Here is a 24,495-nt window from a genome sequence, read left to right as displayed (position 1 = left end):
GGCGTGCTGAGGTCCGAGTCCGAGTCCGGGGCGCAGCCCCTATGGCGCAACCGGGACTACAACCTGTGGTGGGGCGGTTCCGCCGTCTCTCAACTCGGCAGCAGCGTCAGCCAGCTCGCCTACCCGCTGCTCATTCTCGGCGCCACGGGGTCCGCGTCCTCGGCCGGCATCGTTGCGGCCTGCACCAACGCGGGCTACCTTTGCGCCTCTTTGCCGGCCGGGGTGGCGGCCGACCGCGCGTCGCGGCGCTCCCTGCTGATGGTTTCCACGGTGGTGCAACTGGTCTTCATGGCGGCGGTGGCCGGCGCCGTGGCCGACGGACATGTGTGGGTGTGGCAAATAGCCGTCACCGCACTGGTTCAGGGAGTCATGTCGGCGGCGCATGACGCGGCGGAGGCTCCGGCCTTGCGTCGGATCGTTCCGCCCGACCAACTCAAGGTGGCCTATGCAAGGGAACACGCGCGCGGCATGGGAGCGCAGCTCGTCGGCCCTCCCTTCGGCGGTCTGCTGTTCGCATTCAGCCGCTGGATCCCCTTCGCCTTCGACGCGGTGTCCTACTTCTTCGTCACGCTGGCCGCGGTGTTTATCCGCAGCCCGCTGGGACCCGACCGGCCGGAGGGAGAGGGAGGAGCATGGCCCTCGTCCGTGCGCCAGGACGTGAGCGAAGGGCTTCGGTTCCTGTGGCGGGACTCCTTCCTGCGGTTCGCACTGTTTTGGGCGGCGCTGTCGAACTGCGCGCTCGCCGGCCTCGTCTTCATGTTTGTGGTGGTGTTGCGGCACCACGGGGCCTCAGCGTCGGTCATCGGGTCCGCACAGGCAATCGTGGCGGCCTGCGGTCTGCTGGGCGCGCTGGTCGCGGGCTGGATCGTTCAGCGGGTGTCCGGCTTGCGGATCATCCTCACCATGTCCTGGCTCATGGCCGCGGGCACGGTCGGCGTCGCCATGCTTGCGTCCCAGCCCTGGCTGGCCGCGCTCTGCTTCGGCGGACTGCTGTTCTTCATGACTCCGCTCAACGTCACGTTCCAGGCGCGGATGGCGGGAATCGTCCCTGACCGGATGACCGGCCGGGTGATGACGGCGGTGTCGATGGCCGCTCAGTGTCTGAAGTGGCTCGCTCCGCTGGTCTGCGGAGCCCTGGCGGACCACTTCTCGCCGACCGTGCCCGTCCTTGGCCTTGCCGCCGTGTTCGTGCTGCTGGCTGTGGCGAACCAGATGAGCCCGGAGATCCGGGGATTCGACGACGCCGACTTCCGTGCCTCAGAGAAGCGATCCGGAGCCGGATCGCACGACGTACCGAGCGGCGAGATCACCACTGAGAATTAGGAGGCATGCGGGCCTGTCGGCACCTGACAGCCCAGGCAAGCCGAACTTTTACGAGGTCACCTGAAAGCGGTTCCGTTCCGCCGGCGATAGGAGTTGTGACGGCGGCCTGTGCGTTTAGAGAATGTTGTGAACCGTTCCGGGTTCGATAGGGACTCGATCATTTGAGAGGATCGAGTCATGCCACGTCCTTCCCAGTACCCGCTTGAGCTGCGTCGTCGTGCTGTGCGGATGGTCGCCGAGGTGCGGCCGGAGTACGACACCGAGTGGGCCGCGATGAAAGCGGTCGCCCAGAAACTGGGCATCGGTACGACCGAGACACTGCGCAAGTGGGTCCGGCAGGACCAGATCGACCACGGTGCCCGTCCGGGCACCACGACGGAGGAGTCCGCACAGATCAAGGCGATGAAGAAGGAGATCGCCGAGCTGAAGCGGGCGAACGAGATCCTGAAGGCGGCGGCAAGTTTCTTCGCGTCAATGACAGTCTCTGAGACACGGGCCTTCGGGTGGTGACACAGTGACAGGTACCGGCGGGGCTGGCTCGTTTCTTTGCTGCCCCGGTAACGGTGGCTTGTCGGCGATGTGCCGCCCCGCCGGCCCGGGCCTCTGCCCCGGAGTGGCCTGATAGGAGCGTGCCGCGCGAGCCCGATTGAGGCGTGCCCCCGCGGTGGAGGCGTCGATCAATGCCCCACCGGCCAGCGGAGGTTCCCTTGCACGTTGTCGGCATCGACGGTCACAAGAAGACGCATACGCTGGTTGCGGTCGACCAGCTGGGACGCAGGGCGGACGAGATCACCGTCAAGGCCACTCCGTCCGGTCATGTCCAGGCGCTCAAGTGGATTGCCCGGTTCGGGCAGGTCCTGCTGGCTATCGAGGACTGCCGCCATCTGACCCGGCGGTTCGAGGCGGATCTTCTGCTTGCCGGCCATGCGGTGGTGCGGGTGCATACGCGGCTCATGGCCGGGGCCCGACGCTCGGCCCGGGAGCGGGGCAAGTCCGACCCGATCGACGCCGAGGCGGTCGCACGGGTGGCCCTGCGAGAACCCGAGCTGCCGCGCGCCAGCCTCGCCGGACCCGCACGGGACGTCAAGCTGCTGGTCGACCATCGCCGGCGCCTGGTGCGGAGCCGGACCGCTGCGGCGAACAAGCTGCGCTGGTTCCTGCACGAGATCGACCCGGAGCTCCCGGTTCCTTCCCGGGGATTACGCCGCTTGTGTGTGTTCGACATGCTGGCTGCGGAGCTCGATGGCCGCGCGGGTGTCGTCGTGGAGATCGCCCGTGACCTTGTGGGTGAGTGCCGCAGGCTGACCGAGCAGATCAGCCATCTGGAGGCACGCCTGCGCAAGCTGGTGCAGACGCTGGCGCCCTCGCTGCTGGATATCCCCGGGTGCGGGGTGATCAGCGCGGCCGTCGTCATCGGCGAGACGGCCGGTGCCGCCCGGTTCAAGTCCAAGGACGCGTTCGCGCACTTCAGCGGCACGGCTCCCATTCCCGTGTGGTCGTCGAACAAGGTCCGGGTCCGCCTCAACCGGGGCGGGAACCGTTCGATCAACCATGCACTGCACATGATCGCGGTCACGCAGGTCCGACGCGGTGGAGAAGGCGCCGACTACTTCGCCAAGCAGCTGGCCCGCGGCAAGACCCCCAAGGAGGCCGTGCGCCTGCTGCGTCGCCGCGTCTCCGACCGCGTCTTCCGGGCCCTGCTCGCCGACGAGACCGTCAGCCAGCCCACCGCGGCGCACGCCGACCTGCCGGTTTCTGCCCGCGGCTTGACATAGGAGCATCGCCGAGCTCGACCGGCCACACACGCGCTCGTAACTTTCATCGACGAGCACCGGGGCCGCTTCGGCGGTGTCGAGCCGATCTGTCGCGTGCTGAGTGCGCACGACTGCCAGATCGCCCCCTCCACCTACTATGCCCACCACAAACGCCGGACCGCGCCGTCAGCCAGGTCCGTGCGGGACGTTGAGTTGAAGGAGCAGATCCGCGAGGTCTTCGAGGCCAACTACCGTGTCTACGGGGCGAGGAAGATCTGGCGTGAGCTGAACCGGCAGGGCCACCGTGTGGCCCGCTGCACCGTCGAACGCCTGATGCGCGAGCTCGGCATCGCCGGAGTGGTCCGTGGCAAACGCGTGATCACCACGCTGCCCGGCGGGCAGGTGGAGCGGGCCCCGGACCTGCTGGACCGCGACTTCGTCGCCGACGCCCCGAACCGCTGCTGGGTCGCGGACTTCACCCACGTGAAAACCTGGGCCGGTGTCGTCTACGTCGCCTTCGTCGTGGACACCTTCTCCCGCCGGATCGTCGGCTGGTCCGCAGCCACCGTGAAGGAGACGGTCTTCGTGCTGGACGCCCTGGAGATGGCGCTCTGGCAAAGCGACCGCGACCAACACCCCATCCGGTCAGGCGAGTTGATCCATCATTCCGACGCCGGGTCGCAGTACACGAGTTTTCGGCTCGCCGAGCATCTGGACGCTGCCGGCATAGCCGCCTCGATCGGGTCGGTCGGCGATGCCTACGACTGTCAGTCAGACGATGAGAACCCACCAGAACCAGTCCATCCGCTATCCCCTCCCCCTGTGATGCTGCGGATCAGCATAGATGGCTCATCGGAAGGGCGTTCGCATTGTCATGCAGGCCCCAGACGCAGCTTCTTACTCCGCCTGCTGGAGTCACTACGTTCAGCGGACGGCCTTGAAATGGTCCGCTCGGTGGCCGAGCGGATGCTCCAGGAACTCATCGAGGCCGAGGCCGCCACGAAGATCGGCGCGGAGTGGAACGAGCACGCCGAAACCCGCACCGCCTACCGCAGCGGCCACCGGGGCAAGACGCTGACCACCCACTCCGGCGACCTGGACCTGGCCATCCCCAAGCTGCGGTCGGGCAGTTTCTACCCGAGCCTGTTGGAACGCCGCCGCCGGATCGACCAGGCCCTGTAACGCGGTAATCATGGAGGCGTACGTCCACGGCGTGTCCACCCGCTCGGTAGACGACCTGGTCAAGGCCCTCGGCGCGGACACCGGGATCTCCAAGAGCGAGGTCTCCCGGATCTGCGCCGACCTGGACGGTCAGCTGACCGCATTCCGCAACCGGCCGCTCGAGCACGTCCGGTTCCCGTACATGTACCTGGACGCGACCTACTGCAAGGCCAGGGTCGAGCACCAGATCGTATTTCGCGCCGTGGTCATCGCCACCGGGATCACCGAGGACGGCGGCCGCGAGGTACTGGGGGTGATGGTCGGCGACAGCGAGACCGAGGTGTTCTGGACCCAGTTCCTGCGCTCCTTGCGCGAACGCGGCCTGACCGGGGTCCGCCTGGTGATCGGCGACCACCACACCGGCCTGGTCAAGGCGATCCGGAAGGTAATGATCGGGTCCGCGTACCAGCGCTGCAGGGTTCACTTCCTGCGCAATGTATTCGGCGTGATCAGCAAGGAGGCGGCGGAGATGGTGGCCGCGACGATCCGCACGATCTTCGCCCAGCCCACCGCCGACGCGGTCCGCGCCAGCTCGACACCGTCGCCGACATGCTCGGTGCACAGTTCCCGAAGGCCAAGGCGATGCTGCTGGAGGCGAAGGAGGACCTGACCGCGTTCGCGGTCTTCCCGGAACGCCACTGGAAGAAGATTCAATCCACGAATCCGCTGGAGCGGGTCAACCGCGAGATCAAGCGTCGCACCGACGTCGTCCAGGTCTTCCCGAACGACGACGCGCTTCTGCGGCTGGTCACGGCCGTGCTGTTCGAACTGCACGACGAATGGATCGCCTTCCCCCGTCGCTACCTGCCCGAGTGAAGCATGGATCAGATCTACCCCGCCGAGCCCCCCGAAAGCGCCCCCTCGCTACCGAACATCACGAATACGCCCGCAGCTTGATCGCCTGCACCAACCGACGGGACACCATCGAGGACGGCCAGGACGGCGATGCCGGCGGCCGCGGGCGCGCGGGCGGTCAGCACACGACGCCGAACGCCGGCGAGCCCGGCGTTCGGCTGCGCCGCTACCTGGACATGCACCAGCCGATCAGCGCGGCCGTACCGGCCGAAGGCCTGCCACGGGCCGGCGCAGCCGCACCTCGGTGATGAGCCTGCACTCGACGGACACCGGCCGCCTGCCGGCGTCCTCCCGTCCTCCCAGCAGGCGGCCCAGGCGGCCCAGGCGGCGCAGCTGCTGCGGTACAGCCACGCCGCCGCACGGCGCGAGCCCGGCCGCGCTGCGCGACCGGGCCCTGAAGTGGTCTGTGGTGTTCTCGGCTTTCTGCTGAGCGTCTCGCCGAACCGCCCGGCTGTCATCACCCACTCCGGTGGCGCCCGCTCACACCGCGGCGGCCTTCTTCTCCGGCTGCTTGGAGGGGTAGGTCCGCCCCGCTCCTTCGACACCACTGCACGGGCGACGGCGGCGACCAACCACGGCGATGACCGCGAGCGCGGCGAGCAGGACGTAGGCGGGCACTGCAGAAGGAAGTTCCGTCAGGCACCGGCGGATGGAGATGAGCCAAATCAGATGGCCGATTTCATTCGGATCGGAAAGCTCAAGTCTTGCTCAGGGATTTCCTCAAGTGTGGCAGGGGTGATCACTGCGAGTGTAGTTTCCTTTACGTGTCCACCGCCCATACGGGGCAGGTGGAAAATCTGTGGGGGATTTCTTTAAGTGAATCGGGGAATTACAGGAACAGTCGCTGCTGGCGTGCTGGCGTTGGCCTTTTTCGGGGCCGGCACGGCTCAGGCCGCGCCCGTGGATGACTCTGGCAGCACTGTGGCCGCGGCCGATGAGTTCGGCCTGTTCACGCCGACTGAGCACACCGTCGTGATGCGGGGCGGGGTCACCGCGGAGACGTCCGGCGCCGACGACGCTGACGGTATGGTGCAGCCGATGGCTGACTGGGCCAAGGTCACGGGCGCTACCTACCGGGGCGAGCAGTGCGGCACCAACGTCATCCAGAAGACCTCTGGTCACGGGAAGACCACCCTGACCATGTCGGTTCAGAAGTCCGTGGCCACCAAGTGGAGCGCGACCGCATCCATCTCGGCCGGCGCCGTGAGCGCAGGCATGGGCTGGGACGTGACCAAGACCTATACGGTCACCGACCAGACGGCCTTCTCTGTACCGAGCGGTAAATTCGGAACAATCGAGGCATACCCGCTCTACGACGTTTACAGCTTCAACGAAACCAGCAAGGTCGATGGCGGGAAGCTCGGCACCGGGCGGGCCCTGAAGCCCGTCGGCGTATGCTTCAACCAGTGGAACGAATAACCGCGGTGTAACGCGGCAAGGGGAGGGAAACGAGTGACGGCGATCCGTGCGACTCAATTCATTGTTGTAGGGACCGCTCTTTCGCTCGCCAGCGTCGCGTGCTCGGCGTCTTCGGGTGAGGCTACGCACCCCACCCGAAGCGCCTCGCCACAGGCCACCACTCTGAATTCCCTGCCCCAGGTCGATCTCACCGGAAAGATTTCCGACATCGCCACCCCGGTCTTGTCACAGACCGATGGCCATGCCATCGCCCAGACCCGCAGCGGACCTGACTACCTCGTCGCCTACACCACCGGCCACGCATGCGGACTCCTGGCGATCCGCCCTGACAACCCGCAGCCTGTCCAGATCAACATCACCGCCCACTGGCCTAAGAACGCCTCCGCGGAACCGGACAACCTGCCCGGCGGCCCCTACCTCATCGCGACCGCCACATCAGCCACGCCGGGCGGCTTCGCCTCCTTGCACTGCGGCACGCATAGCGAAGTCATTGAATACTCCTCCCGAGCCGCTGCCCCTAAACCTGAAACGCCTAGCACACTGGGCCCTGTGTCCGTGGTCAAGCCTGCCACCGCTAGAGAGCCGCTCATTGTCTCCATTGGCAGTGCCGACACCCGGCGCGACGTCATCACGCACTACCAGAGCGCCCAGCGGTGATACATCGTTGAGGCGCTCACCACCGTCTTCGACCGCGCCGAGCAGGTGCCAGAACGCTCCGGTGTCCATGGCGGGGAATCTGCCAGCACCCCGTCCCTTGCTGCCGCGAGGGCCGAAGGCCCGTTCCGCGCGGGAGTGTCATGAATCAGGCTCTGGCCCGTAGTCGGTGGTGACGCTGGGTGTCGTCAGGGCAGGAGGATGCGGTGGCGGAGGAGGTCGAATCCGGCGCGTCCGTGCATCTGTCTCATGATCCTCTTGGTGCGGGTGTTGACGCCTTCGGTGCGGCCGTTGTGGTAGGGCAGGGTGAGGCCGGCGTCCACGGTGGCCCGGTCGATTTCGAGTCCGCTGGTGAGACTGCGCAGGTGGGGCAGGTCGACGGCGCGTGCGGTGGTGATCCACTCGGTGAGTTTGACGTCGTTGCCCTCGGCAGGTTTCAGCAGGGCGGCGAAGCCGCGTGAGAGATCGGCGAGTGCGGTCATCTCCGGGCAGGCCGCGGCGATGTTCTCCAACAGGGTCGTTTCCTTCGGGCGCAGATTCTCGGGGTTGGTGAGCAGGAGGCGGCTGGCGTGGCGTGGCGCGGGGTGGTGACGGGGCGGTCGCCTTCGGCGCGGCCCTGGTTGAGGTAGCGAACCAACAAGTTGGCGCTGCCGGTGTAGCCCAACTCCCGTATCTCCCGCAGCAGTTGGGTGACGGGGATGGCGGGGTCGGCCTGGCGCCGTTCGCGCAGATGGTTGCGGTAGGGGTCGACGAGGGTGGGCCGGTAGGCGGGGGCGATGCGCAGGGCCTGCGGGCATGCGGGCGTAGCGTTGGACGGATCTACGACGACGACGGCACCCCGACCGGCGTCGAACTGTCCACCACCCGGCCCCGGCAGGTCGTGGTGATCGGGAGCCTGCGCGAGTTCACCCACAACGGCGCCGTGAACCCGGAGAAGATCAACTCCTTCGAGCTGTACCGGACATCGATCCAGGACGTCGAGATCATCACGTTCGACGAGCTCTACCAGCGGGCGTGCTTCATCGTCGAAGATCGCTAAGACTCCCAGCCACCGGTCTGGGTGGCCTGTGGGTGTGTCCAGTAGACGGCTGCTGCTCCAAGCGCATGCCGAGTGCGTCGAGTTCCGCGCGCCGCTCGGGGCCGAGCTTGTCGGCGCGGCGCCTGACAGTTGTGGACGAACAGCCTCAGTTGTCCGTCTACTGCCTCCACCTCCTCCACCTGCTCCGCGGTGAACTCCGCGACGCCACGCTCTGGGCCGACCAGGTCACACACGTCCAACGCGACCCCGGCCAGTACCGTCTCCGAGCAGACACCGTCCTGGACCTGCAGCCCTACAACACCTGCCCCCTGCGCGCCCACGAGGACACCGCACTGCGGCACACCATTGAGAACCTGACCGCAAGCTGCGACGACTACGGACTCGTGCCACAGCCGAACCCCATCCTGGCCGAGCAGCTCGAACAGCTCGTGACCACCTGATCGACGTACCGGCGGCGGCCGCCGGCTCCTGCGGCCTCGCGGCCTGGTCCACGCTGTGGTCCGCACGGCAGGCTGCGAGACGGCGGCCGACTGTGGTCACTGCGGCAGGCCGGCTTCGGCCGCCTGACGGAAGACGTCCCCGCACGTGGGGGTCGGCACCGGCGAGCGTTCGGCGAGGGTGACCAGCGCATGGCGTAGTTCCCTGCTCAGCTGGAAGAGCCTGCGGCTGGCCTGCCCGCCCTTGTAGGCGTACAGGCGGAAGAGGCTGACGGCCTGTTCGTCACGGCTGTCGGCGAAGGCATCCGGGAGCCCGGCGAGCAGTTCGATGTCGCGTTTGCCGGTTGCCGCGTCGGCCACGCCGCTGAGGGGCAGAGCGTCAAGTTCTGCGGCGGACATGGAAGCGTCCGCCGCGATGGCGTGGGCGGCCAGGGCCGCGAAGACCTCGATCAGCCGCTCGCCTTCCGTAATGTCGATGTCCCAGGTCTGCAGGTTCTCGTGGCGACGGGCCTGGCGCCACGGTTCCTGGTCCACCAGCGGCAGCAGGACACGGCCCAGGTGCGCGCAGCGACGCCACAGCATGTCGTGGTCCGAGGTCACGGTCGATCCTCTCTCCAGCGAGTCGAAGGCCTGCGGCCGAGAGCCAACCCGACCACCGCAGGCCCTCCAACTTCCCACTAGGCGCAGGGCACGTACAGGACGGGGCTGTCCGCCGTGCCCCCGCCCGCGGAGCCGCCTGAGCTCACGAGGGTCCCGACCGTAGTGGTACGCCAGGCCACCTTCGAGGTGCGTCGAACACCTGGGTGGTCAACGTGCCGTCGGGGTTGGCCCAGGAATGGCGAAGCTGGAGGAACTGAGAGAGTCGATGTGGCGGCGTCAGCCTGTGAGGGTGAGGTTGTGGAGGTGGGCACCGACGCGCTCAGGGCCGCAGCGAGGGCCCGTGGCGGGGACGGTCTGCGCGGGGCGATATTTCACAGCGACAACGGGGCGCAAGGTGGATTCAACCGGTCGTCGCAACACCCTGATCTCGGAGGTGTGCGGCGTGGCCACGGCGGACTGGAGTTTGAAGACCAGCGATGTTCCGGAGGGGCGGCGTCGGCAGTGGCGCGCTGATCGTGCGTTGCGGCCGGCGATGCGTTCGCCCGGGCGGCCTGATCCGTCTCGGGTCGTGCAGCGCCAGTTCTGGCGACTTATCGCCACGGGGGTCACGACGGTGGAGGCGTCGCTGGCGGTCGGCGTGTCGTGGCCGGTGGGTGCGAGGTGGTTTCGTCACGCTGGCGGCATGCCGCCGATCTCGTTGGCCGAGCCCTCGGGCCGGTACCTCACGTTCGAGGAGCGCGAGGAGATTGCGATCCTCAGGGCGACGAGCAAGGGCGTGCGCGAGATCGCCCGCGCCCTGGGGCGTGCCCCCGGGACAATCTCTCGCGAACTGCGCCGCAACGCCGCCACGCGCGGCGGCAAGCAGGAGTACCGCGCGACGGTCGCCCAGTGGAAGGCTCAGCAGGCGGCCAAGCGCCCGAAGAGCGCGAAGCTCCTGGGCAACGACCGGTTGCGCCAGTACGTGCAGGAGAGGCTTTCGGGGAACGTTCACCGGCCTGACGGGACGGTCGTCGCGGGACCGCAGACGCCTCCGTGGAAGGGGCTGAACAAGCCGCACCGGCAAGACAGGCGGTGGGCGACAGCATGGAGCCCGGAACAGATCTCGTACCGGTTGAAGGCCGACTTCCCCGAGGATGAGTCCATGCGCATCAGCCACGAGGCGATCTACCAGTCGCTGTTCATTGAGGGCCGTGGTGCGCTCAAGCGGGAGCTGGTCGCCTGCCTGCGCACCGGGCGGGCACTTCGAGAGCCTCGGTCGAGGTCACGGAACAAGCCGCAAGGGCATGTCACGGCGGATGTCGTCCTCAGTGAACGTCCTGCAGAGGCCGCGGACCGTGCGGTCCCGGGGCATTGGGAAGGCGATCTGATCATTGGGACGGGCCGGTCCGCTATCGGCACGCTCGTCGAGCGCAGCAGCCGATCTACACTCCTGGTGCATCTGCCGAGGATGGAGGGCTGGAGCGAGGTGCCGCCGGTGAAGAACGGCCCGCCGTTGGGCGGTTACGGCGCCGTCGCGATGAACACTGCCCTGACTGAGTCGATGACGAAGCTACCCGAGCAGCTCCGCAAGACCCTGACCTGGGACCGCGGGAAGGAACTCTCCGGGCATGCCCAGTTCGCGCTCGAGACCGGGACGAAGGTGTTTTTCGCCGATCCGCACTCGCCCTGGCAGCGACCCACGAACGAGAACACGAACGGGCTGCTGCGTCAGTACTTCCCGAAGGGCACCGACCTGTCCCGGTGGTCCGCCGAGGACCTCGAAGCCGTCGCCCTGGCCATCAATAACCGACCCCGCAAGATCCTCGGCTGGAAGACCCCGGCCGAGGTCTTCGAGGAACAGCTACGCTCACTACAACAACCCGGTGTTGCAACGACCGGTTGAACTCGCCCAATATGTGCCGAAGGAGTTCGCCCAGGTCTGCTCGGAGCTGGGTGTGACCAGATCACGCGGCGCGGTCGGCACGAGTGCGGACAACGCCGCCGCGGAGAGTCTGAACGCGACCATGAAGCGCGAGACGCTCCAGGGCCGCAAGCGGTGGAACGGGGCCAGTGAGGCCCGCCTCGCGGTCTTCCGCTGGGCGACCCGCTACAACACCCGTCGACGGCACTCCCGCCTCGGCCAGATCAGCCCGATCACCTACGAGCAACGATCAACTACGCTGGCCACCGCCGCATGACAACCGGTGTCCACGATCACGGGGAAGGGCCCGACTGAACCTTCCCCTTGATCGCGGACACCTGGAGACTGGGACGTGACGTTCCAGAGGAAGTAGCGCCGCTGCTGGCCGCTGTCCGAGAGGCGGGGAAGCTCCCGTTCGGGCCGCCGTGTCGGCGTACACCCGAACGTGGCCAGTGAGGTACAGCGATACGTCCCCATCCTGAAGGTGGCCGTGCGCATGTCGGGCAGCCAGAGCCACCCGGCTTCTCAGGCCCGCAGGGGTGCCAACCACCGTTCGACGCGGCCCTGCTTGTCGGAGTCTCCAGAGCGACGGGCGTGCGCCAGCAGTCGGGCGCGCAGTGGTTCGGGCAGGCCGGCGACGTCCCGCTTCTGGCGCGGGCGGGTCTTCCAGCCCACCAGATGCCGTACGGCCCCGGCGTCGTGCCGCTCCTCGGCCCGCGGGTCGGCCAGGGCGGCGAGGAGGTCGGCGATCGGCACCCTGCCGAGCAGTTCGCCAGGCACGCTCTCGTGGACGGGGTGGCCGGAGCAGCGCCCGCTGCCGGATCCGTACCAGTCGAGCAGGGCCAGCACCCGTTCTACCGAGTCGGGGAACGTCAGGTGCAGTCGGTCTGCGAGTTCCGCGAGCAATTCGGGGGAAGGACTGCTGCCGGTTCGGGAGAGATCGAGGATCCGGTCGACGGTCCCCTCCAGTCCGGCGGGCATCGCGGCCACCCAGCTGCGCTCCTCTTCGGCGCCTTCCTCCGTTCGCTGCCGGTCGGCCTCGAACTGCTGCAGGGGGTCGGGCATGCCGTGCCCGTCCAGCCAGGCCAGGAGCAAGCGGCCGTCGGCGAGGACGGCGTCACTCTCCCACTGCCCCCACCTCAGTGTCGCCCCGTGGTGCAGGACGACGACTGCGAGCCGCCCACCCTCTTGGTCGAACACCTCAAAGCGGACGTCCCCGAGGCACATGCAGCGGAACCCAGGCAGCGATTCCACGGCCATGGCCGTCCTGAACTGGACCGACTCCGCCGGATTGGAGAGGTCCACCCAGATCCCTCCGACCGCCCCGACCCCGCTCACCGAGCTGACCTGGACCACGTGCGCTTGCTGCAGCACGCTGTCCAGCACTGTCGACCTGTCCATGAACCGATCCCTCCCCGCCCGGGCCGCAACTGCACAGGCCGCCCGATTCCACCGCAGCTCCGACCGCCTCGCAACCTGGTTCTCCCGCGCCCGCAGTTCAGCGCATACGCCGACGGGCGGGCGTCACTGCACGATGGGGCTACGCCCCACTCTGGACCGACCGCCCTATGCCCGGGGCCGACTGGTCAGCGGCCGGCCCCGGGCATATGGCGGTCAGGCGGTCGAGGACGTTCGCTCGTACCGGGCTGGGGAGATAAGCCTGTACGCCGACAGCGGCCGCGTTGCGGGTGAGCGAGCGGTCGGTGGAGCGATGGCGCCGGGCCTGGCGGGAGCGTGGTGAGACGGGCGTGCTGTCCAAGGGATCGCCCGGCCGATCGAAGTGAGTGTGATGGCGGCCAGGGAACGTCGTTGGGCTGGAGGCCTGCCAGGAGTCGTCGGTTCCGCCGAATTGGTTAAGTTGTCTACCGCTCCGTCTGTGCGGTCGGAACCGACCTGGGTGCTCAGGCGGGCTGACGGAGCGCGCTGACCAGTGCGCGCGGGTCGTCGGCATGGAAGCGGATGGTGTGGGCCTCTTCCGTTGCGCCGAGCGGGCGGGTGAAGGGGAGTGGCCGGTTCAGCTCCAGGGTCACCGAGGTCTGGCTGCCCACGATCAGGTCGAGGACCCCGTCCTCGGAGAGGGTGATCAGACGGCCCTCGGGATAGCGCCGGTCGACCCGGACCGAGGCGACCGCGTCCGGCGGTACGGCGAGGTCGAAGAGGGCTCCGTAGCGGATCCGCAGAGAGCCATCGGGGCGCACGACGTGCGGCCGGGTCACGCAGGCGGCGTGCAGGGCCAGCACGAGGACGACGCCGTACAGGTCGAGTACCAGGATCACCCGGTGGACCGCCGGCCAAGGGATGAGGAAGGCCAGGCCCACTGTCTCGATCACCATCACGAAGAGCAGCCCGTACATCATCGCGGTCTGGGGCCCGGTGTACGCGGCAGCGAGGTCCCCGGGTCGCACCCCGTGCGTGCCGCGCCGGACCCACCGCCCCAGGGAGGCGAGGGCGCGCAGCTCGTGGAGGACCAGGCGGCGGGCCGTCACCGGCACCGCCTCCCGTACGGCAGCCCGCAGCGCTGCCCGGCGGTCCGCGCCGCGGGCGCGCGCGGCGGCGTACAGAGAGCGCAGCACCCAGGCTTCCAGCAGCAGCACTGCGAGCACCAGCGCTTCGGCGCCCGCCAGCGCCCACCCGGGTGGCCGGACCCCGGCCACCAGGCAGGCCGCCAGTGTCAGTTCCCCCGGCAGTACGGCGGCTACCGCGACGCGCGCCGCCCGTACGCCCCTTGCCCGGCCGCTCATCCCCGGCCCCTTTCCACGAGAGCCTCCATGAGCCGGCCCACGACTTCCGCCTGCGCTGGGGTGTACTCGGCGAGCAGCGCCTCCTTGAATCCGGTCACGACCACCCCGTCCTCGGGGATCGCGGCGAAAAGCTCCTCGGGGACGGCTGCCATCAGGTCAGCTGCCAGGGGTGCGATCCTCGGATCGTCGGTGGGGGCATCGGCGAGCGCGTCAAGGCGCTCATACAGTTCGACAACGGCGGGATCGGCGATCAGCGTTCCGAGCAGCGCGAAATTCTCTTGGTTACCGGTGCTGGTGGCGTCCAGCAGTGTGAGGTACTCGCGGTCCTTGGTCGCGCTCGGCGAGTCTGTTCGGGGGGCCTGTGCCAGCAGTGCGGCGAGGGCGGGTGAGACGGGCCCGGTCGCGCCGGGCGGCTCGGCAAGCAGGGCGCCGAGCCGGCAGCGGCGCTCCCTGATGTCGGCTTCCTGGCGGGCCAGGTCGGCATCGAGTTCTTCCAATATCTCGGTCAGTTCGCGCCCGGCATCGTCGGCGAGGGCGGCGCGCACTTCATCGAGGCTGAGGCCGAGTTCGGTGAGCCGGCGCACCCGGGCGAGCAGGACGGCGTCGCGGACGCTGTAGGCCCGGTAGCCGTTGGGGCGCCTCTCCGGTTCCGGAAGCAGCCCGACATGGTGGTAGTGCCGGATCGCCCGGGTGGTGAGCCCCACGAGCGCGGCGATCTCTCCGATTCGCATGCCGCCAGTAGAAACCCTGCCGTTGCGTCAAGGTCAAGCGGCGAAAGCATCATCGGGCGCAAAACGGTTCAAGCGCGTCTACACACCGGAGTGGTACGGCCTCGCCAGCGCACGTATCTGGCCAGAGTCCGCTCCCGCTACCCCTCGTCGTCCTCGTCGAGTTCCACTGTGTCCGGGTCACGAAGCGGGCGTAGGGCGCCGCCAGCCAGGGTAGAGGCGGTGAAGCTGTAACGGCCCAGGACGTTGAGGTTGCGGTGCTTGAGCGGGGCAGGCGGGCGATGTCCTCGTCCCGGATCTCGTGGCCCTCGGCACGGAGCCGGGCGACGGCGGCGTCGATGTACCGGGCGGTCCAGAGCACCACGGCGTTGAGGACCAGGCCCAGTGAGCCGAGCTGGTCCTCCATCCCGTCCCGGTACGCCTGGTGGATGGTGACGCGCTTGCCGTGGCACACGTCGCGGGCCAGCTTGTGCCGGGACTCCTGCACGGTGAGCTGGCGGTTCATCTGGCGCCGGTAGGTGTCGTCGACCGGGTCGACGACGCGGAGCAGGTGCTCGGTCTTGGCGATCCGGCCGTACTCGGCGAATGCCTGCCCCAGCGGGCGGGGCAGCACGAACGCACGAGGCTATGCGCGAAGTCCGCACGCCGAGCGATACGCTCACTGGCCGGACATGCTCCGGGTCGCCGGTTCCCTGGTCACCAACCAGGTTCGCGCCTACGACCTGCTGCGGATGTTCGGACGCGAAGGCCACCCGACCCCCGCTCTGACAGGACAGCGGGGTTCTTACGACCCCGTGCTCCGCTTCGCACGCCGCACGGGGCCACACCGATGCTCGCCCTGACATACGGCGGTGGGTCGCGGCGGCTCTGGCGGCGGCGCGGGTCGGGCAGGCGGGACAGCTGTGCCAGAGGGTCCGCGTTTCAGGTGCCCAATATCGGAAATGCCCACTGGGATACGAGGGGCTTCGGCGGGTGGACGCATCCGCCCGGTAGGGGCGAAGATCGGCCATCTTCGTGCGAGGGATCCACGCCACGGCATCACTTGTGCACACAGGAAGCACAGGGGTATCTCCTTGAAATGGCGGGCCTCGGGGACTTGGGCGGACTCGGACGGCAAGTTACTGAGCGGTAGGTGATTTCGCGCCAACGCCTCCTCGCGTGATGCGAACACCTTTTCGATCGATGTTGTGGCTGCGTAAGGTGTGGCCGTGCGTGACGGAGCCTGACCAGTTCCGCGTGCGCACACATCGACCAGCGACCGGGGGAACGCCGTCGCTCACGGGGAGAGGTTGCATTGCTATGCCGCGGTACCGGACGTAGGCGGCAAGCCATTCGTGAACCAGGGTTTCTGAGGGTTCATCAGCATCTCGGGGACCGTACTGGCACCGTCGCCCTGACTCTTCGGCCGCTCTTCCGGCACCCCCTCTGAAGGCAGAAAGGGATGCTTTCTTGCACCCCAGACCGTGGTTCCGGCTGCCCGGAACGCGAAGATCACAAAAGCTCACCTCCGCCGTCACCTCCGTCGCCGCGCTGGCCGTCCTGGCCGGTCTCGCGGTTCAGCCCGGCCTGACCAGCCTGGGCGCCGAGCCGGTGGGTGACTCTGACCCCTGGTACGAGGACACCGCCGCCGAGCAACTGCGGCAGGACCAGTGCCTGATGGCCGACGTGCTGCGGCTCGGCGGCCCGTCGATGGCCACGACCGCCCAGGACGGCCTCAACCAGCCCGCCGACAAGCTCCACGTCCTGGCCGACCGTAAGCACTGGGAGCAGACGCCGCTGGCCGTGGCGTTCAAGAAGGACCGGGACGCGGCCGACAAGGAGCTGGACGCGCTCTCCGCCCAGCGGGACGCGTGGGGCAAACCGCTCGACGGCCTCGCCACTCCCGACGGGTTCACGGTCACCGGGTTCCACTGGCCGCCCGACGGCGACCAGAGCTTCTACAACCAAACCGGTCTGTCGGCCTGGGTCGCCGACCGGTTCTGGAAGACCGACGACGACTTCTACAACGACGCCACCCCGAAGGCCGACGAGAAGACCCTCAAGGCCGTCGACGCTCTGGGCGGTCCGCTCTACGGCAAGGACCCCGACCCGACGGGCATGACGCAGGCGGAATGGAACCGTGCGCTCGACGAGCACAACGCCTTCGAGTGGATGCACAACGGTTCCTCCAGCCACGCCGGTGCCGACGACGCCCGTATCTTCCTGACCTCCGGTGGCTTCCCGCGTACCGCGCCGCAGCCGGGCACGCCGGAGTACCGCATCGCCGTGGAGGATGTGAAGTCCCGCTTCGCCGCGTGCGGTTGGCGCGAACCGCTCGACCCGGACAACGTCCTGGGTGACATCACCGCCACCGCGGCCGGTGAGTGGCAGCAGGAGGTCGCCTCCCAGGCCGCCCAGCGCAACCAGATCATCGACGCGAACGAGAATGCCGTCAGTGCCCTTTCCAAGGGCGCGAAGGCTCTCAGCGACATGCTGGGCCACTCCTGGGTCGCCGACCACCTCGCGCGCTGGCAGGACTACTGGCTGCCGGGCGGTCTGGGCTGGGTCGGCGACAGCCCGACGGTCATCGAGGTGCACGCCGACAAGGACAAGTGCCTGGACGTCCAGGGCGGCAAGAAGGACAACGGCACGCCGGTCCAGGTGTACACCTGCAACGGCAGTGCGGCCCAGCAGTGGGTGCTCTGGGGCGGCGAGGACAGCCTTCACCTGCAGAACGTCAACGCCCTCAAGTGCCTGGACGTGGCAGGCAACAACACGGCGAACGGCACGAAGATCCAGATCTCGTCGTGCAAGACCGCCGCGTCGCAGACCTGGACATCCGAACTGCGCGGCGCCACCAGCCTGAAGAACAACGGCACGGGCAAGTGCCTGGACCTGCACACCTTCGACAACGGCAACGACGCCCAGCTGTACACGTGCAACGGCAGTGACGCGCAGAAGTTCGACATCAAGCCGACCGGCCACAACGGCGACGACAAGCTCGGCTACCCGGACAAGGCCCAGTTCGACAAGGCGAAGGCCGGTGTCGCGGCCGCCCAGGCCGGCGCGAAGAAGCAGCTCGCCGTACTCAAGGCGCAGCTCACCGCCGCGCAGAAGGCCGCCACGACATCGGACGCGGCCATCCAGACCGCCTACGGCATCGCGGACACCAACGGCGCGCCCCGCGGCCGTGGTCTGCTGGTGGGCCAGCAGAAGGCACAGGTCACCCAGGGTGCGGTAGCCGCGCTCACGGCAATGGAGAAGGCCGGTGAGACCGCCGAGTCCGCCACCCGTGCCTCCGCCAGTGACAGCGCGACCATCGCGGAGCGCGCCCTGGCCCAGGCCGCCCAGTCGAAGGCCGAGTTCCGCAAGGAAGCCGCGAAGACCGCCGAGTTGCAGGCCAAGGCAGCCGCCGACGCCGCAAAGATCCACCGGGACAACGCCAAGAAGGACAAGGAGACCGCGCAGGCCAAGCTCGCCGACACGCTGACGGCCGAGGGTGACGCGAAGGCGGCCGCCGCCGACGCGCACGCCAAGCGGCTCGCCGCCGAGGCCGAGGAGAAGACGGCCAAGGCGGAGAAGGAGAACGCCGCGGTCAAGCGGGCCGAGGCCGCCGAGCACAGGAAGAACGCCGAGTCCCAGGCGACGAAGGCGAAGGACGCCAAGGACAAGGCGGAGGCCGCGGAGAAGACCGCCGGGGCCCGGCGGGACGACGCGGTCAACGCACGCGACCACGCCAAGTCCATGCGGGACGACGCCTGGGACGCGGAGCAGAAGGCCGACGCGGCGCGGGCGAAGGCCGACGCCAAAACCGCCTACGCCGACTCCCTCGACTCCGGGGCCGCAGCGGACGCGGCCCGCGCCGCGGCGAACGACGCCGACAAGGCCGCCGACGACGCCGAAACAGCGGCGACGAAGGCCCGCTCCGAGGCCGACGCCGCGACCAAGGCAGCGGCCGACGCGGACGCCGCGGCAACCCGCGCCGAGGCGGCCGCCAAGCGGGCCCGCGCCGCCGCGGACGCCGCCCAGGCGGACAAGCTGAAGGCGGACGCGGCCGTGAAGACCGCGACCAGCGCGGTCGCCGACGCCATCAAGGCCTCCCAGGACGCCTCCGCCGAGGCCAAGGCCGCGGTCAAGCTCGCCGACGAGGCCGAACAGCACGCCAAGGACGCCAAGACCCAGGCCGACGCCGCCAACGCCGAAGCAGCCAAGGCACTCGCCGCCTCGGCAAAGGCAGCCGGTTTCGCCCATGTCACCGCCCAGGCCGCCGTGGACGCCGGCAAGGCGGCTCAGCAGGTCGTCAACCCGGCCAACGACGCCATCCAGCTCGGCTCGCGCTATGTCGACACCGACTCGGCGGCCGGCCTGGTCGTGCTGACCGGACAGGCATCGAAGACGATCGCCGACCAGCAGCAGGCCGTCGCCGACGCCCACGCCAAGAACGCCGCCGCCGAGGCCCAGGCCGCCAAGAACCTCGCCGACCAGGCCAAGGGCGACGCCAAGGAGGCCTACCAGCACGCGGCCAACGCCGCCCAGTACGCCGCCGACGCCCGCACCTACTCCAAGGACGCCCTCAGCTACGCGGCCGACGCCGCCAAGGCCGCGGCAGCGGCGCAGGCATCACTGGCCCGCACCATCGAGTACGACAAACAGGCCGCCGACGACGCGGCAGCCGCCGACAAGGCGGCCGGAAACGCCGAGGGCTACGCCAAGGACGCCCGCGACTCCGCCGACACCGCCGAACTCGACGCCGAAGCCGCCCGCTCCGCAGCCGCTCAGGCCGAACAGGACGCCAAGGACGCCCGCTCCGCAGCCGACCGCGCCGACGCAGCGGCAACCGAAGCCGAACAGGCCGCCAAGGACGCCGACAAGTACGCCAAGGAAGCTCAGGACGCCGCCGACAGGGCGGAAAAGGCGGAGGCCAACAAGGAAGCATCACAGGGGTCTGGTACGGGCATTCCCGGTGTGTTCGCCGTTCCGGACGAGTCCACCGTCGAGATCGTCAGCTCCAAGCAGATCGGCACATGCCCGGGGATGCCGGAGGCGGCCTTCAAGGGCTGCGACGCGATGTACGACCTGGTCGTCACCTACGAGGCCGACTTCTACCTTTGCACCGACGACCAGGCCCAGGCCACGGCCGACGGGTGCCCGAAGCGGGCGTGGGAGTTCCTCCAGCGGACGACGCTGAAGAACATCAAGATCGACGGCTGGACGCACAAGTTCACCGGCAAACAGATCGTCGAAGCCGGATGGCAGAGCCTCTTCGGCGACGTGGCCGGATCGATCCTGTTCCACTTCTTCGCCGCAGACCTGATGGACTGCTGGCACGGCAGCAAGTCCGCCTGCGCCTGGAGCATCGCCACATACGTCCCGGTCGAAGACGCACTCGGCCCGATCGCGCGTGCCGTCAAGGCTCTCGACGCAGCTGCCAGGACCGGCATCGGCTTTACCGACGCGTGGAAAGCCCTTCGCACGCTCCACCTGTCTGACGAAGCCATCGCCGGCATCGCCGCCAAAGCCAGTGAGGCTATTGCCAAGGCTTGCGAGCGCAACAGCTTCCCCGGCACCACGCGAGTGCTGATGGCCGACGGCACAACCAAGAAGATTGAGGACGTCCGGACCGGCGATATGGTCCTGGCAACCGATCCTGAAAGCGGCCGCACCGAAAACCACACCGTCACCAGCACCATCTACACGCCCGACGACACCGACTTCGCCGACATCACGATCAACGTCGGCAAGGCACGGATCACCGCCACACAGCACCACCCCTTCTGGTCACCCAGCACCCGTCGCTGGACCGACGCCGGCGACCTCAAACCAGGCCAGACCCTGCGCACCAATAACGGTGAGACCGTCACCGTGGTCCGCGTCCACCACTTTCACCGTCTCCACTCCGCCTACAACCTCACGATCGACAACCTCCACACGTACTATGTGCTCGCCGGCGACACACCGGTGCTGGTCCATAACACGAACTGTACCGATGTGGCACTCGGTGCGCAGGATATGGGGACTGTCGAGTGGGCTCTTGACAATGGCTTCACCCACTACATGGGTAAGCTCCCGGACGGGAGAACTTGGCAAGAGTCGGTCATGGCGGCCATCGACAACCATGATATTCGCATTCACGTCAATACCAAGGGATTCGCTGGCGGCTTTACCGGTTCGGCACTGAGAGGTATGTCGACGGGATCGAAGGCGACCGAGCAGGAGATGGCATGGCTTGCAAAGTCGGTGGTTTCAGGGAAACGGTCATGGGGTTCGATAACCTTCTACGATGCAGCCGGAGACGTGCTGCCATTGGAGCAGCCAGCCTGGTCGACAGACCCCGCCCTTGCCAAGATGTGGCTATTGTGGGGTCCTGGTGAACCGTAACCAACAGCATGGAAGAGACCTGAGGGCCGTGGATATGCCGGTGGCTAGCTTCGCTGAAGCTCCAGACGCAAAGTACTACCCAGAGCTAGTGACGAATGGTGGTCTGTCTCAGGCGCTTCGTCGCCTTGCGGAAAACTGTGGTCTCGACCTTGGAGACGTACGACCTGCCTCGGATCGAGGGCTCAGCGTGTATCGCACTGCCGAGGTTGCTTCGAGTCGTGGACTCATCAGAATCAGCACGGTCCTGAACCGGAGAGCCTTTTCAATCTCCATGGACAGTGCCGAGGGTGATTTCGTCTGGGCAAACGGGAGCACGGCCGCCCTGGGAGACATTGCAGAAGTGATCGACGCATGGCGGAGCGGTGTGCTTCTTGCGCCTCTGCGTGAGCGCTTTCCGTTCATTGAGTTTTCCAAAATGGCTGAAGGCTACGAGCGCGGCGAACCCGCGGAAACAGCCTGGAGCATCCTTTTGGCGGATGATAACCACATCTCTCATCGTGAGATGCTGGCCGCGCTGCGGTCAAACTCTCGCTTGAGCGGCATGTTTCCGTTCTTCTCTCACGACGTCTTGCGGTTGGCTATTGATCCCTTTAAGAGGGATGCTGGTGAGATTTGCATCGAACCGCAGGGTAACGGTCGCTTTTCTGTGCAATCGTCGCCTGGTGGTGAGATTCTGGCTGATGTCGAATTGGCTGATCTTGCCGACATGGCTTCATCGTTTGTCGATTCCCGTGGTGAGCTGCGTTCGTAAACCTGCACAGCGCAGGGTGGGGTGACAGCGGGCGTTGGCGGTGCTGCTACATCCTCGTCATCAGGTACGCGGATGGCGGCGGCCTGGCACTGCGCCAGTTGGCACAACGCCACCGCATCCGGTATCGGCGCCAGCGACACACCGCCGGTAGCCTCAGACGCCATCCGCATATCGATCACGGGGCTGGTCTGGTCGAACAGAGTTCCTGATCGGGTGATCGCGCGAGAGCCGGCGCATGACAGCAGGGCCTCTTGGTAGTTCGGGGGTGCGAACCAATCCGAGTACCAGGAGGCCCTGTTGCTGCAGTCTTTCGCGCTCGCGTGCGTGGAGTCCAACTCGCCGTCCCTGTCGTGTGACTGCCTCGCGCACAGGTTCGGCAACGCGGCAGACCGGCCGGACCGCACTCGGAGCTATGTCTCCGACATGACGGAGGCGGAGTGGCAGGTCATCCGGGTCGTGCTGCCGTTCCGGCCTGGCTGGAGGGTCACGGCGGGCGGCCGGAGGGTTACTGCCACCGGCAGATGATCGACGCGGTCCGCTATGTAGTCGACAACGGAGTGAAGTGGGCCAACCTGCCCGCGGACTTCCCGCCGTATCGGCGCGTGCATGCTTTTGCCCGCCGCTGGCAGCTCAGGGGGCTGCTCGCCGAGCTCCACGACCGGCTGCGCGACAAGGTCCGTCAGAAGGAGGGTCGTTCGCCGGATCCGACGGCCGCGATCGTGGACTCGCAGTCGGTGCGGGCGGCTGCGAACATCCCGCGCTCAACGTCCGGCTGGGACGGCGGAAAGAAGGTGGGCGGGCGCAAGCGGCACCTGTTGGTGGACTGCCTCGGCCTGGTCCTGGCCGTCGCGGTGACCGCGGCGAGCGTGCAGGACCGTGACGCTGCAGTGCCGCTGCTTCAGCGGCTGCGACGGCAGTACTTCTCCATCCGCCTGGTGTGGGCGGACGGCGGCTATGCCGGCAGCCTGGTCGACTTCGCCCGCGAGAATCTCCGCCTCACCCTCGAGATCGTCAAACGCACCGACGACACGACGGGCTTCGTGGTGCTGCCGCGCAGGTGGGTGGTGGAGAGAACGCTGAGCTGGCTGATGCGTTCGCGCCGTCTGGTGCGTGACTACGAGACGCTGCCCGCCATGCACGAGGCCATGGTGCTGTGGTCCATGACCATGCTGATGACCGGCCGCCTGGCCGGACGCCTGGCCGGACGCCGCCCGGCTGCCTTCAGCCGGCCGGTCCCGCGAGTGCGGTGAACACCCCCGGCCGGACCTGCTGGGCCCACCCCCGCTCCACCAGGCGTTTCGCCTTCGACCGCAGCCCCTCGACCTTCGCCGGGACCGCCTCCATGCCCAGGGCCGCCGCCAGCTGCTGACAGCGCATGCTCTCCCGGCCCGCTTGCGACTCCAGCACCGACACGATCCGCTGGTAGTCCGGCGCCAAGACCTTCGCCGCCATGCCCTCGGCCCGTCGCGGCACCACCGCCCCCGCCACCGTGCTCCCCACCGGCTCCGCGACCACGGAAGACGGCTCGGCCAGCACCTCGGCCACCGTCACGCGGGCATCCGTAAGACGCTGAAGTGCGCGTTCCGCCTCACCGAGCGCGACCTGCACCCGCTCGGCCTCCTCCCGCAACCGCGCCACCTCTTCCCGGACCCTCTTCTCCCGGGCCTCCAGCAGACCAAGCACCGACGGCACCAGCCACCTCCACGAGCGACGCGAGCGGACGAACCGTCCCCATCTCTCCCGCCGTCACCGGGGGTTCATGCCCATCCAACCCGAACCAAACGATCACGTTCGGAAAGCGGATGGCGTCTGAGTGGACCGGGCCGCCGGCTGTCCAGCTGTCCCGTCTCAACCGATTTGGTCCCCGTCTCAAGTGATCTGGTCCGATTCGCTCGTCATCTCAGACGGTTTGGGCCCGCGGTGCCTTTCCGGGGCAGAGTCTGGTCGTCAGCGATGCTCCGGACGTGGCCGCCTTGCTGGAACCGTCGCGGCGACCCGGACAACGACCGGGGATCGACTGGGCGAGACTCTTCCCATGAAAGTCAGATGCCTGCAGATCATCCATCCCGCGGCCGACATCCCAGTCGCGGAGTACGACGGGATCCGGGTGGGCGGTGTCTACCCGGTTCTGGAGATGGTCGCCTACGACATCGATTGCCAGATCCGCGTGCTAGGCCCCGGCACACCAGACCCCGGACTGCTCTGGGACTCCGCCGACTTCGAGACAGTGGACACCCGAATACCCCCCGGCTGGACCCTGGTCATCGCCGACGGCCGCACCCGCCTTGCGGACGCCCGCTGGCAGCGCCCCGGATTCTGGACCGACTATCACCAAGGCGACCCGCAAGTCCTGGCCGACTACGAGCACGTGAAGCGCGAACTCCTCGCCGCCGCCCCACCACACGAGAACTGAACCTGCGTCCGGATGCCCTCTCGCGCGTCCGGACGGTCGGGTCAGCAGCCCGACGGAGAGGACCAGATCCACCGAGACAACAACCGACATCTGCGCTGGAAAGACCAGATCAACTGAGAAAACCTGCACCCTGGCTTCTCAACCAATCTGGTCGTCGCAGGTCACGGCCACAGGTAGGGACCAGATCATCTACGACGGGACACCAGCCTGAAGCTTCCCCGTGATCTTGGACACTCGATGCTTACGCTACGAGGGCGTGTTCTTGATCCAGACGCTGCCGGGTCTCCAGCGGGGTGAGGTAGC

At 67.8% G+C, this 24,495-nt stretch carries 18 protein-coding genes and 8 pseudogenes; 18 read left to right on the top strand and 8 right to left on the bottom strand.

What is annotated here, in order from left to right; genetic code table 11:
* The first annotated feature begins 3 nt into the window (after positions 1-3).
* From ACIPSA_RS45125 to ACIPSA_RS45100, 6 genes and pseudogenes are all read left to right on the top strand, one after another.
* Positions 4-1,323 (top strand): MFS transporter, encoded by a 1,320-nt coding sequence (locus ACIPSA_RS45125; protein ID WP_402646501.1) that lies wholly within the window; start codon positions 4-6, stop codon positions 1,321-1,323.
* Between the two features lie 177 nt (positions 1,324-1,500).
* A pseudogene (locus ACIPSA_RS45120) lies at positions 1,501-1,788 on the top strand (transposase); the annotation flags it as partial.
* Positions 1,789-2,030: 242 nt separating this feature from the next.
* A complete protein-coding gene (locus ACIPSA_RS45115) occupies positions 2,031-3,098 on the top strand; it encodes an IS110 family transposase (RefSeq protein ID WP_402646499.1) in 1,068 nt (355 codons plus the stop codon).
* Between the two features lie 39 nt (positions 3,099-3,137).
* Positions 3,138-3,830: pseudogene (locus tag ACIPSA_RS45110) on the top strand (IS3 family transposase); the annotation flags it as partial.
* An 87-nt stretch (positions 3,831-3,917) separates the two neighbouring features.
* A pseudogene (locus tag ACIPSA_RS45105) lies at positions 3,918-5,114 on the top strand (IS256 family transposase).
* Between the two features lie 77 nt (positions 5,115-5,191).
* Positions 5,192-5,401 carry a hypothetical protein gene (locus ACIPSA_RS45100; protein WP_402646496.1) on the top strand — a complete coding sequence of 70 codons (210 nt, stop codon included), beginning with the start codon at positions 5,192-5,194 and terminating at the stop codon, positions 5,399-5,401.
* A gap of 232 nt (positions 5,402-5,633) precedes the next feature.
* Here the strand turns inward: ACIPSA_RS45100 and ACIPSA_RS45095 are convergent, their stop codons facing one another.
* Positions 5,634-5,771 carry a hypothetical protein gene (locus tag ACIPSA_RS45095; protein ID WP_402646494.1) on the bottom strand — a complete coding sequence of 46 codons (138 nt, stop codon included), beginning with the start codon at positions 5,769-5,771 and terminating at the stop codon, positions 5,634-5,636.
* A 234-nt stretch (positions 5,772-6,005) separates the two neighbouring features.
* Here ACIPSA_RS45095 and ACIPSA_RS45090 point away from each other — a divergent pair, with 234 nt between their 5' ends.
* Together ACIPSA_RS45090 and ACIPSA_RS45085 are read left to right on the top strand one after the other, a co-directional pair.
* The gene (locus ACIPSA_RS45090) at positions 6,006-6,572 is read left to right on the top strand and encodes a hypothetical protein (protein ID WP_402646491.1); all 567 of its coding nucleotides are present in this window, start codon (positions 6,006-6,008) and stop codon (positions 6,570-6,572) included.
* Between the two features lie 33 nt (positions 6,573-6,605).
* Positions 6,606-7,229 carry a hypothetical protein gene (locus tag ACIPSA_RS45085; protein ID WP_402646490.1) on the top strand — a complete coding sequence of 208 codons (624 nt, stop codon included), beginning with the start codon at positions 6,606-6,608 and terminating at the stop codon, positions 7,227-7,229.
* A 185-nt stretch (positions 7,230-7,414) separates the two neighbouring features.
* Here ACIPSA_RS45085 and ACIPSA_RS45080 read toward each other — a convergent pair.
* Positions 7,415-8,019: pseudogene (locus ACIPSA_RS45080) on the bottom strand (transposase); the annotation flags it as partial.
* Between ACIPSA_RS45080 and ACIPSA_RS45075 the strand changes: the two are divergent.
* Together ACIPSA_RS45075 and ACIPSA_RS45070 are read left to right on the top strand one after the other, a co-directional pair.
* Positions 7,957-8,265, top strand: coding sequence for a Shedu anti-phage system protein SduA domain-containing protein (locus ACIPSA_RS45075; protein WP_402646487.1), 309 nt, complete (start codon positions 7,957-7,959; stop codon positions 8,263-8,265). The pseudogene ACIPSA_RS45080 and the gene ACIPSA_RS45075 overlap by 63 nt on opposite strands.
* 131 nt (positions 8,266-8,396) lie before the next feature.
* Positions 8,397-8,705, top strand: a complete 309-nt coding sequence (locus ACIPSA_RS45070; RefSeq protein WP_402646484.1) for a hypothetical protein — start codon at positions 8,397-8,399, stop codon at positions 8,703-8,705.
* Positions 8,706-8,801: 96 nt separating this feature from the next.
* Here ACIPSA_RS45070 and ACIPSA_RS45065 read toward each other — a convergent pair whose 3' ends face one another.
* Entirely contained in the window at positions 8,802-9,302 is a 501-nt protein-coding gene (locus ACIPSA_RS45065; RefSeq protein ID WP_402646483.1) for a hypothetical protein, read from the bottom strand.
* Positions 9,303-9,984: 682 nt separating this feature from the next.
* Between ACIPSA_RS45065 and ACIPSA_RS45060 the strand changes: the two genes are divergently transcribed.
* On the top strand, positions 9,985-11,184 hold the full coding sequence (locus ACIPSA_RS45060) for an IS30 family transposase (protein ID WP_402646705.1): 1,200 nt from the start codon (positions 9,985-9,987) through the stop codon (positions 11,182-11,184).
* 4 nt (positions 11,185-11,188) lie between these two features.
* Positions 11,189-11,479: pseudogene (locus ACIPSA_RS45055) on the top strand (integrase core domain-containing protein); the annotation flags it as partial.
* Positions 11,480-11,727: 248 nt separating this feature from the next.
* Here ACIPSA_RS45055 and ACIPSA_RS45050 read toward each other — a convergent pair.
* Positions 11,728-12,603, bottom strand: coding sequence for a hypothetical protein (locus ACIPSA_RS45050; protein WP_402646480.1), 876 nt, complete (start codon positions 12,601-12,603; stop codon positions 11,728-11,730).
* A gap of 272 nt (positions 12,604-12,875) precedes the next feature.
* Between ACIPSA_RS45050 and ACIPSA_RS45045 the strand changes: the two are divergent.
* Positions 12,876-12,986, top strand: a pseudogene (locus ACIPSA_RS45045) (helix-turn-helix domain-containing protein); the annotation flags it as partial.
* A 117-nt stretch (positions 12,987-13,103) separates the two neighbouring features.
* On the opposite strand, the gene ACIPSA_RS45040 reads toward ACIPSA_RS45045, so the two are convergent.
* The 3 genes and pseudogenes from ACIPSA_RS45040 to ACIPSA_RS45030 form a co-directional block, all read right to left on the bottom strand.
* Positions 13,104-13,943, bottom strand: a complete 840-nt coding sequence (locus ACIPSA_RS45040; RefSeq protein ID WP_402646477.1) for a hypothetical protein — start codon at positions 13,941-13,943, stop codon at positions 13,104-13,106.
* Positions 13,940-14,674, bottom strand: coding sequence for a MerR family transcriptional regulator (locus ACIPSA_RS45035; protein ID WP_402646474.1), 735 nt, complete (start codon positions 14,672-14,674; stop codon positions 13,940-13,942). Before ACIPSA_RS45035 ends, ACIPSA_RS45040 begins: the two co-directional genes overlap by 4 nt.
* 137 nt (positions 14,675-14,811) lie before the next feature.
* Positions 14,812-15,278 (bottom strand): annotated as a pseudogene (locus ACIPSA_RS45030) (Tn3 family transposase); the annotation flags it as partial.
* Positions 15,279-15,330: 52 nt separating this feature from the next.
* Between ACIPSA_RS45030 and ACIPSA_RS45025 the strand changes: the two are divergent.
* The 4 genes and pseudogenes from ACIPSA_RS45025 to ACIPSA_RS45010 form a co-directional block, all read left to right on the top strand.
* A pseudogene (locus ACIPSA_RS45025) lies at positions 15,331-15,432 on the top strand (Tn3 family transposase); the annotation flags it as partial.
* A 688-nt stretch (positions 15,433-16,120) separates the two neighbouring features.
* Positions 16,121-21,028, top strand: coding sequence for an RICIN domain-containing protein (locus ACIPSA_RS45020; RefSeq protein WP_402646473.1), 4,908 nt, complete (start codon positions 16,121-16,123; stop codon positions 21,026-21,028).
* A 271-nt stretch (positions 21,029-21,299) separates the two neighbouring features.
* Positions 21,300-21,779, top strand: a complete 480-nt coding sequence (locus tag ACIPSA_RS45015) for a hypothetical protein (RefSeq protein ID WP_402646472.1) — start codon at positions 21,300-21,302, stop codon at positions 21,777-21,779.
* 437 nt (positions 21,780-22,216) lie between these two features.
* Entirely contained in the window at positions 22,217-23,029 is an 813-nt protein-coding gene (locus ACIPSA_RS45010) for an IS5 family transposase (protein ID WP_402646469.1), read from the top strand.
* Here ACIPSA_RS45010 and ACIPSA_RS45005 read toward each other — a convergent pair.
* Positions 23,001-23,471: a hypothetical protein gene (locus ACIPSA_RS45005; protein ID WP_402646467.1), complete on the bottom strand. Its 471-nt coding sequence runs from the start codon at positions 23,469-23,471 to the stop codon at positions 23,001-23,003. The genes ACIPSA_RS45010 and ACIPSA_RS45005 overlap by 29 nt on opposite strands.
* A 343-nt stretch (positions 23,472-23,814) precedes the next feature.
* Between ACIPSA_RS45005 and ACIPSA_RS45000 the strand changes: the two genes are divergently transcribed.
* A complete protein-coding gene (locus ACIPSA_RS45000; protein ID WP_402646464.1) occupies positions 23,815-24,192 on the top strand; it encodes a hypothetical protein in 378 nt (125 codons plus the stop codon).
* Positions 24,193-24,495 lie beyond the last annotated feature (303 nt).

It is taken from the genome of Streptomyces sp. NPDC086549 (assembly GCF_044746205.1).
Lineage (GTDB): Bacteria > Actinomycetota > Actinomycetes > Streptomycetales > Streptomycetaceae > Streptomyces.
Note: the sequence above shows the minus strand (reverse complement) of the source record. Positions and strands in the feature narration are given on the sequence as shown.

Bases quoted from the DNA above. Each gene is read 5' to 3' on its own strand.
- ACIPSA_RS45075 (WP_402646487.1), top strand. From the start codon at position 7,957: ATGGTTGCGGTAGGGGTCGACGAGGGTGGGCCGGTAGGCGGGGGCGAT.
- ACIPSA_RS45060 (WP_402646705.1), top strand. From the start codon at position 9,985: ATGCCGCCGATCTCGTTGGCCGAGCCCTCGGGCCGGTACCTCACGTTC.
- ACIPSA_RS45050 (WP_402646480.1), bottom strand. From the start codon at position 12,603: ATGGACAGGTCGACAGTGCTGGACAGCGTGCTGCAGCAAGCGCACGTG.
- ACIPSA_RS45040 (WP_402646477.1), bottom strand. From the start codon at position 13,943: ATGAGCGGCCGGGCAAGGGGCGTACGGGCGGCGCGCGTCGCGGTAGCC.
- ACIPSA_RS45035 (WP_402646474.1), bottom strand. From the start codon at position 14,674: ATGCGAATCGGAGAGATCGCCGCGCTCGTGGGGCTCACCACCCGGGCG.
- ACIPSA_RS45015 (WP_402646472.1), top strand. From the start codon at position 21,300: ATGGACAGTGCCGAGGGTGATTTCGTCTGGGCAAACGGGAGCACGGCC.
- ACIPSA_RS45000 (WP_402646464.1), top strand. From the start codon at position 23,815: ATGAAAGTCAGATGCCTGCAGATCATCCATCCCGCGGCCGACATCCCA.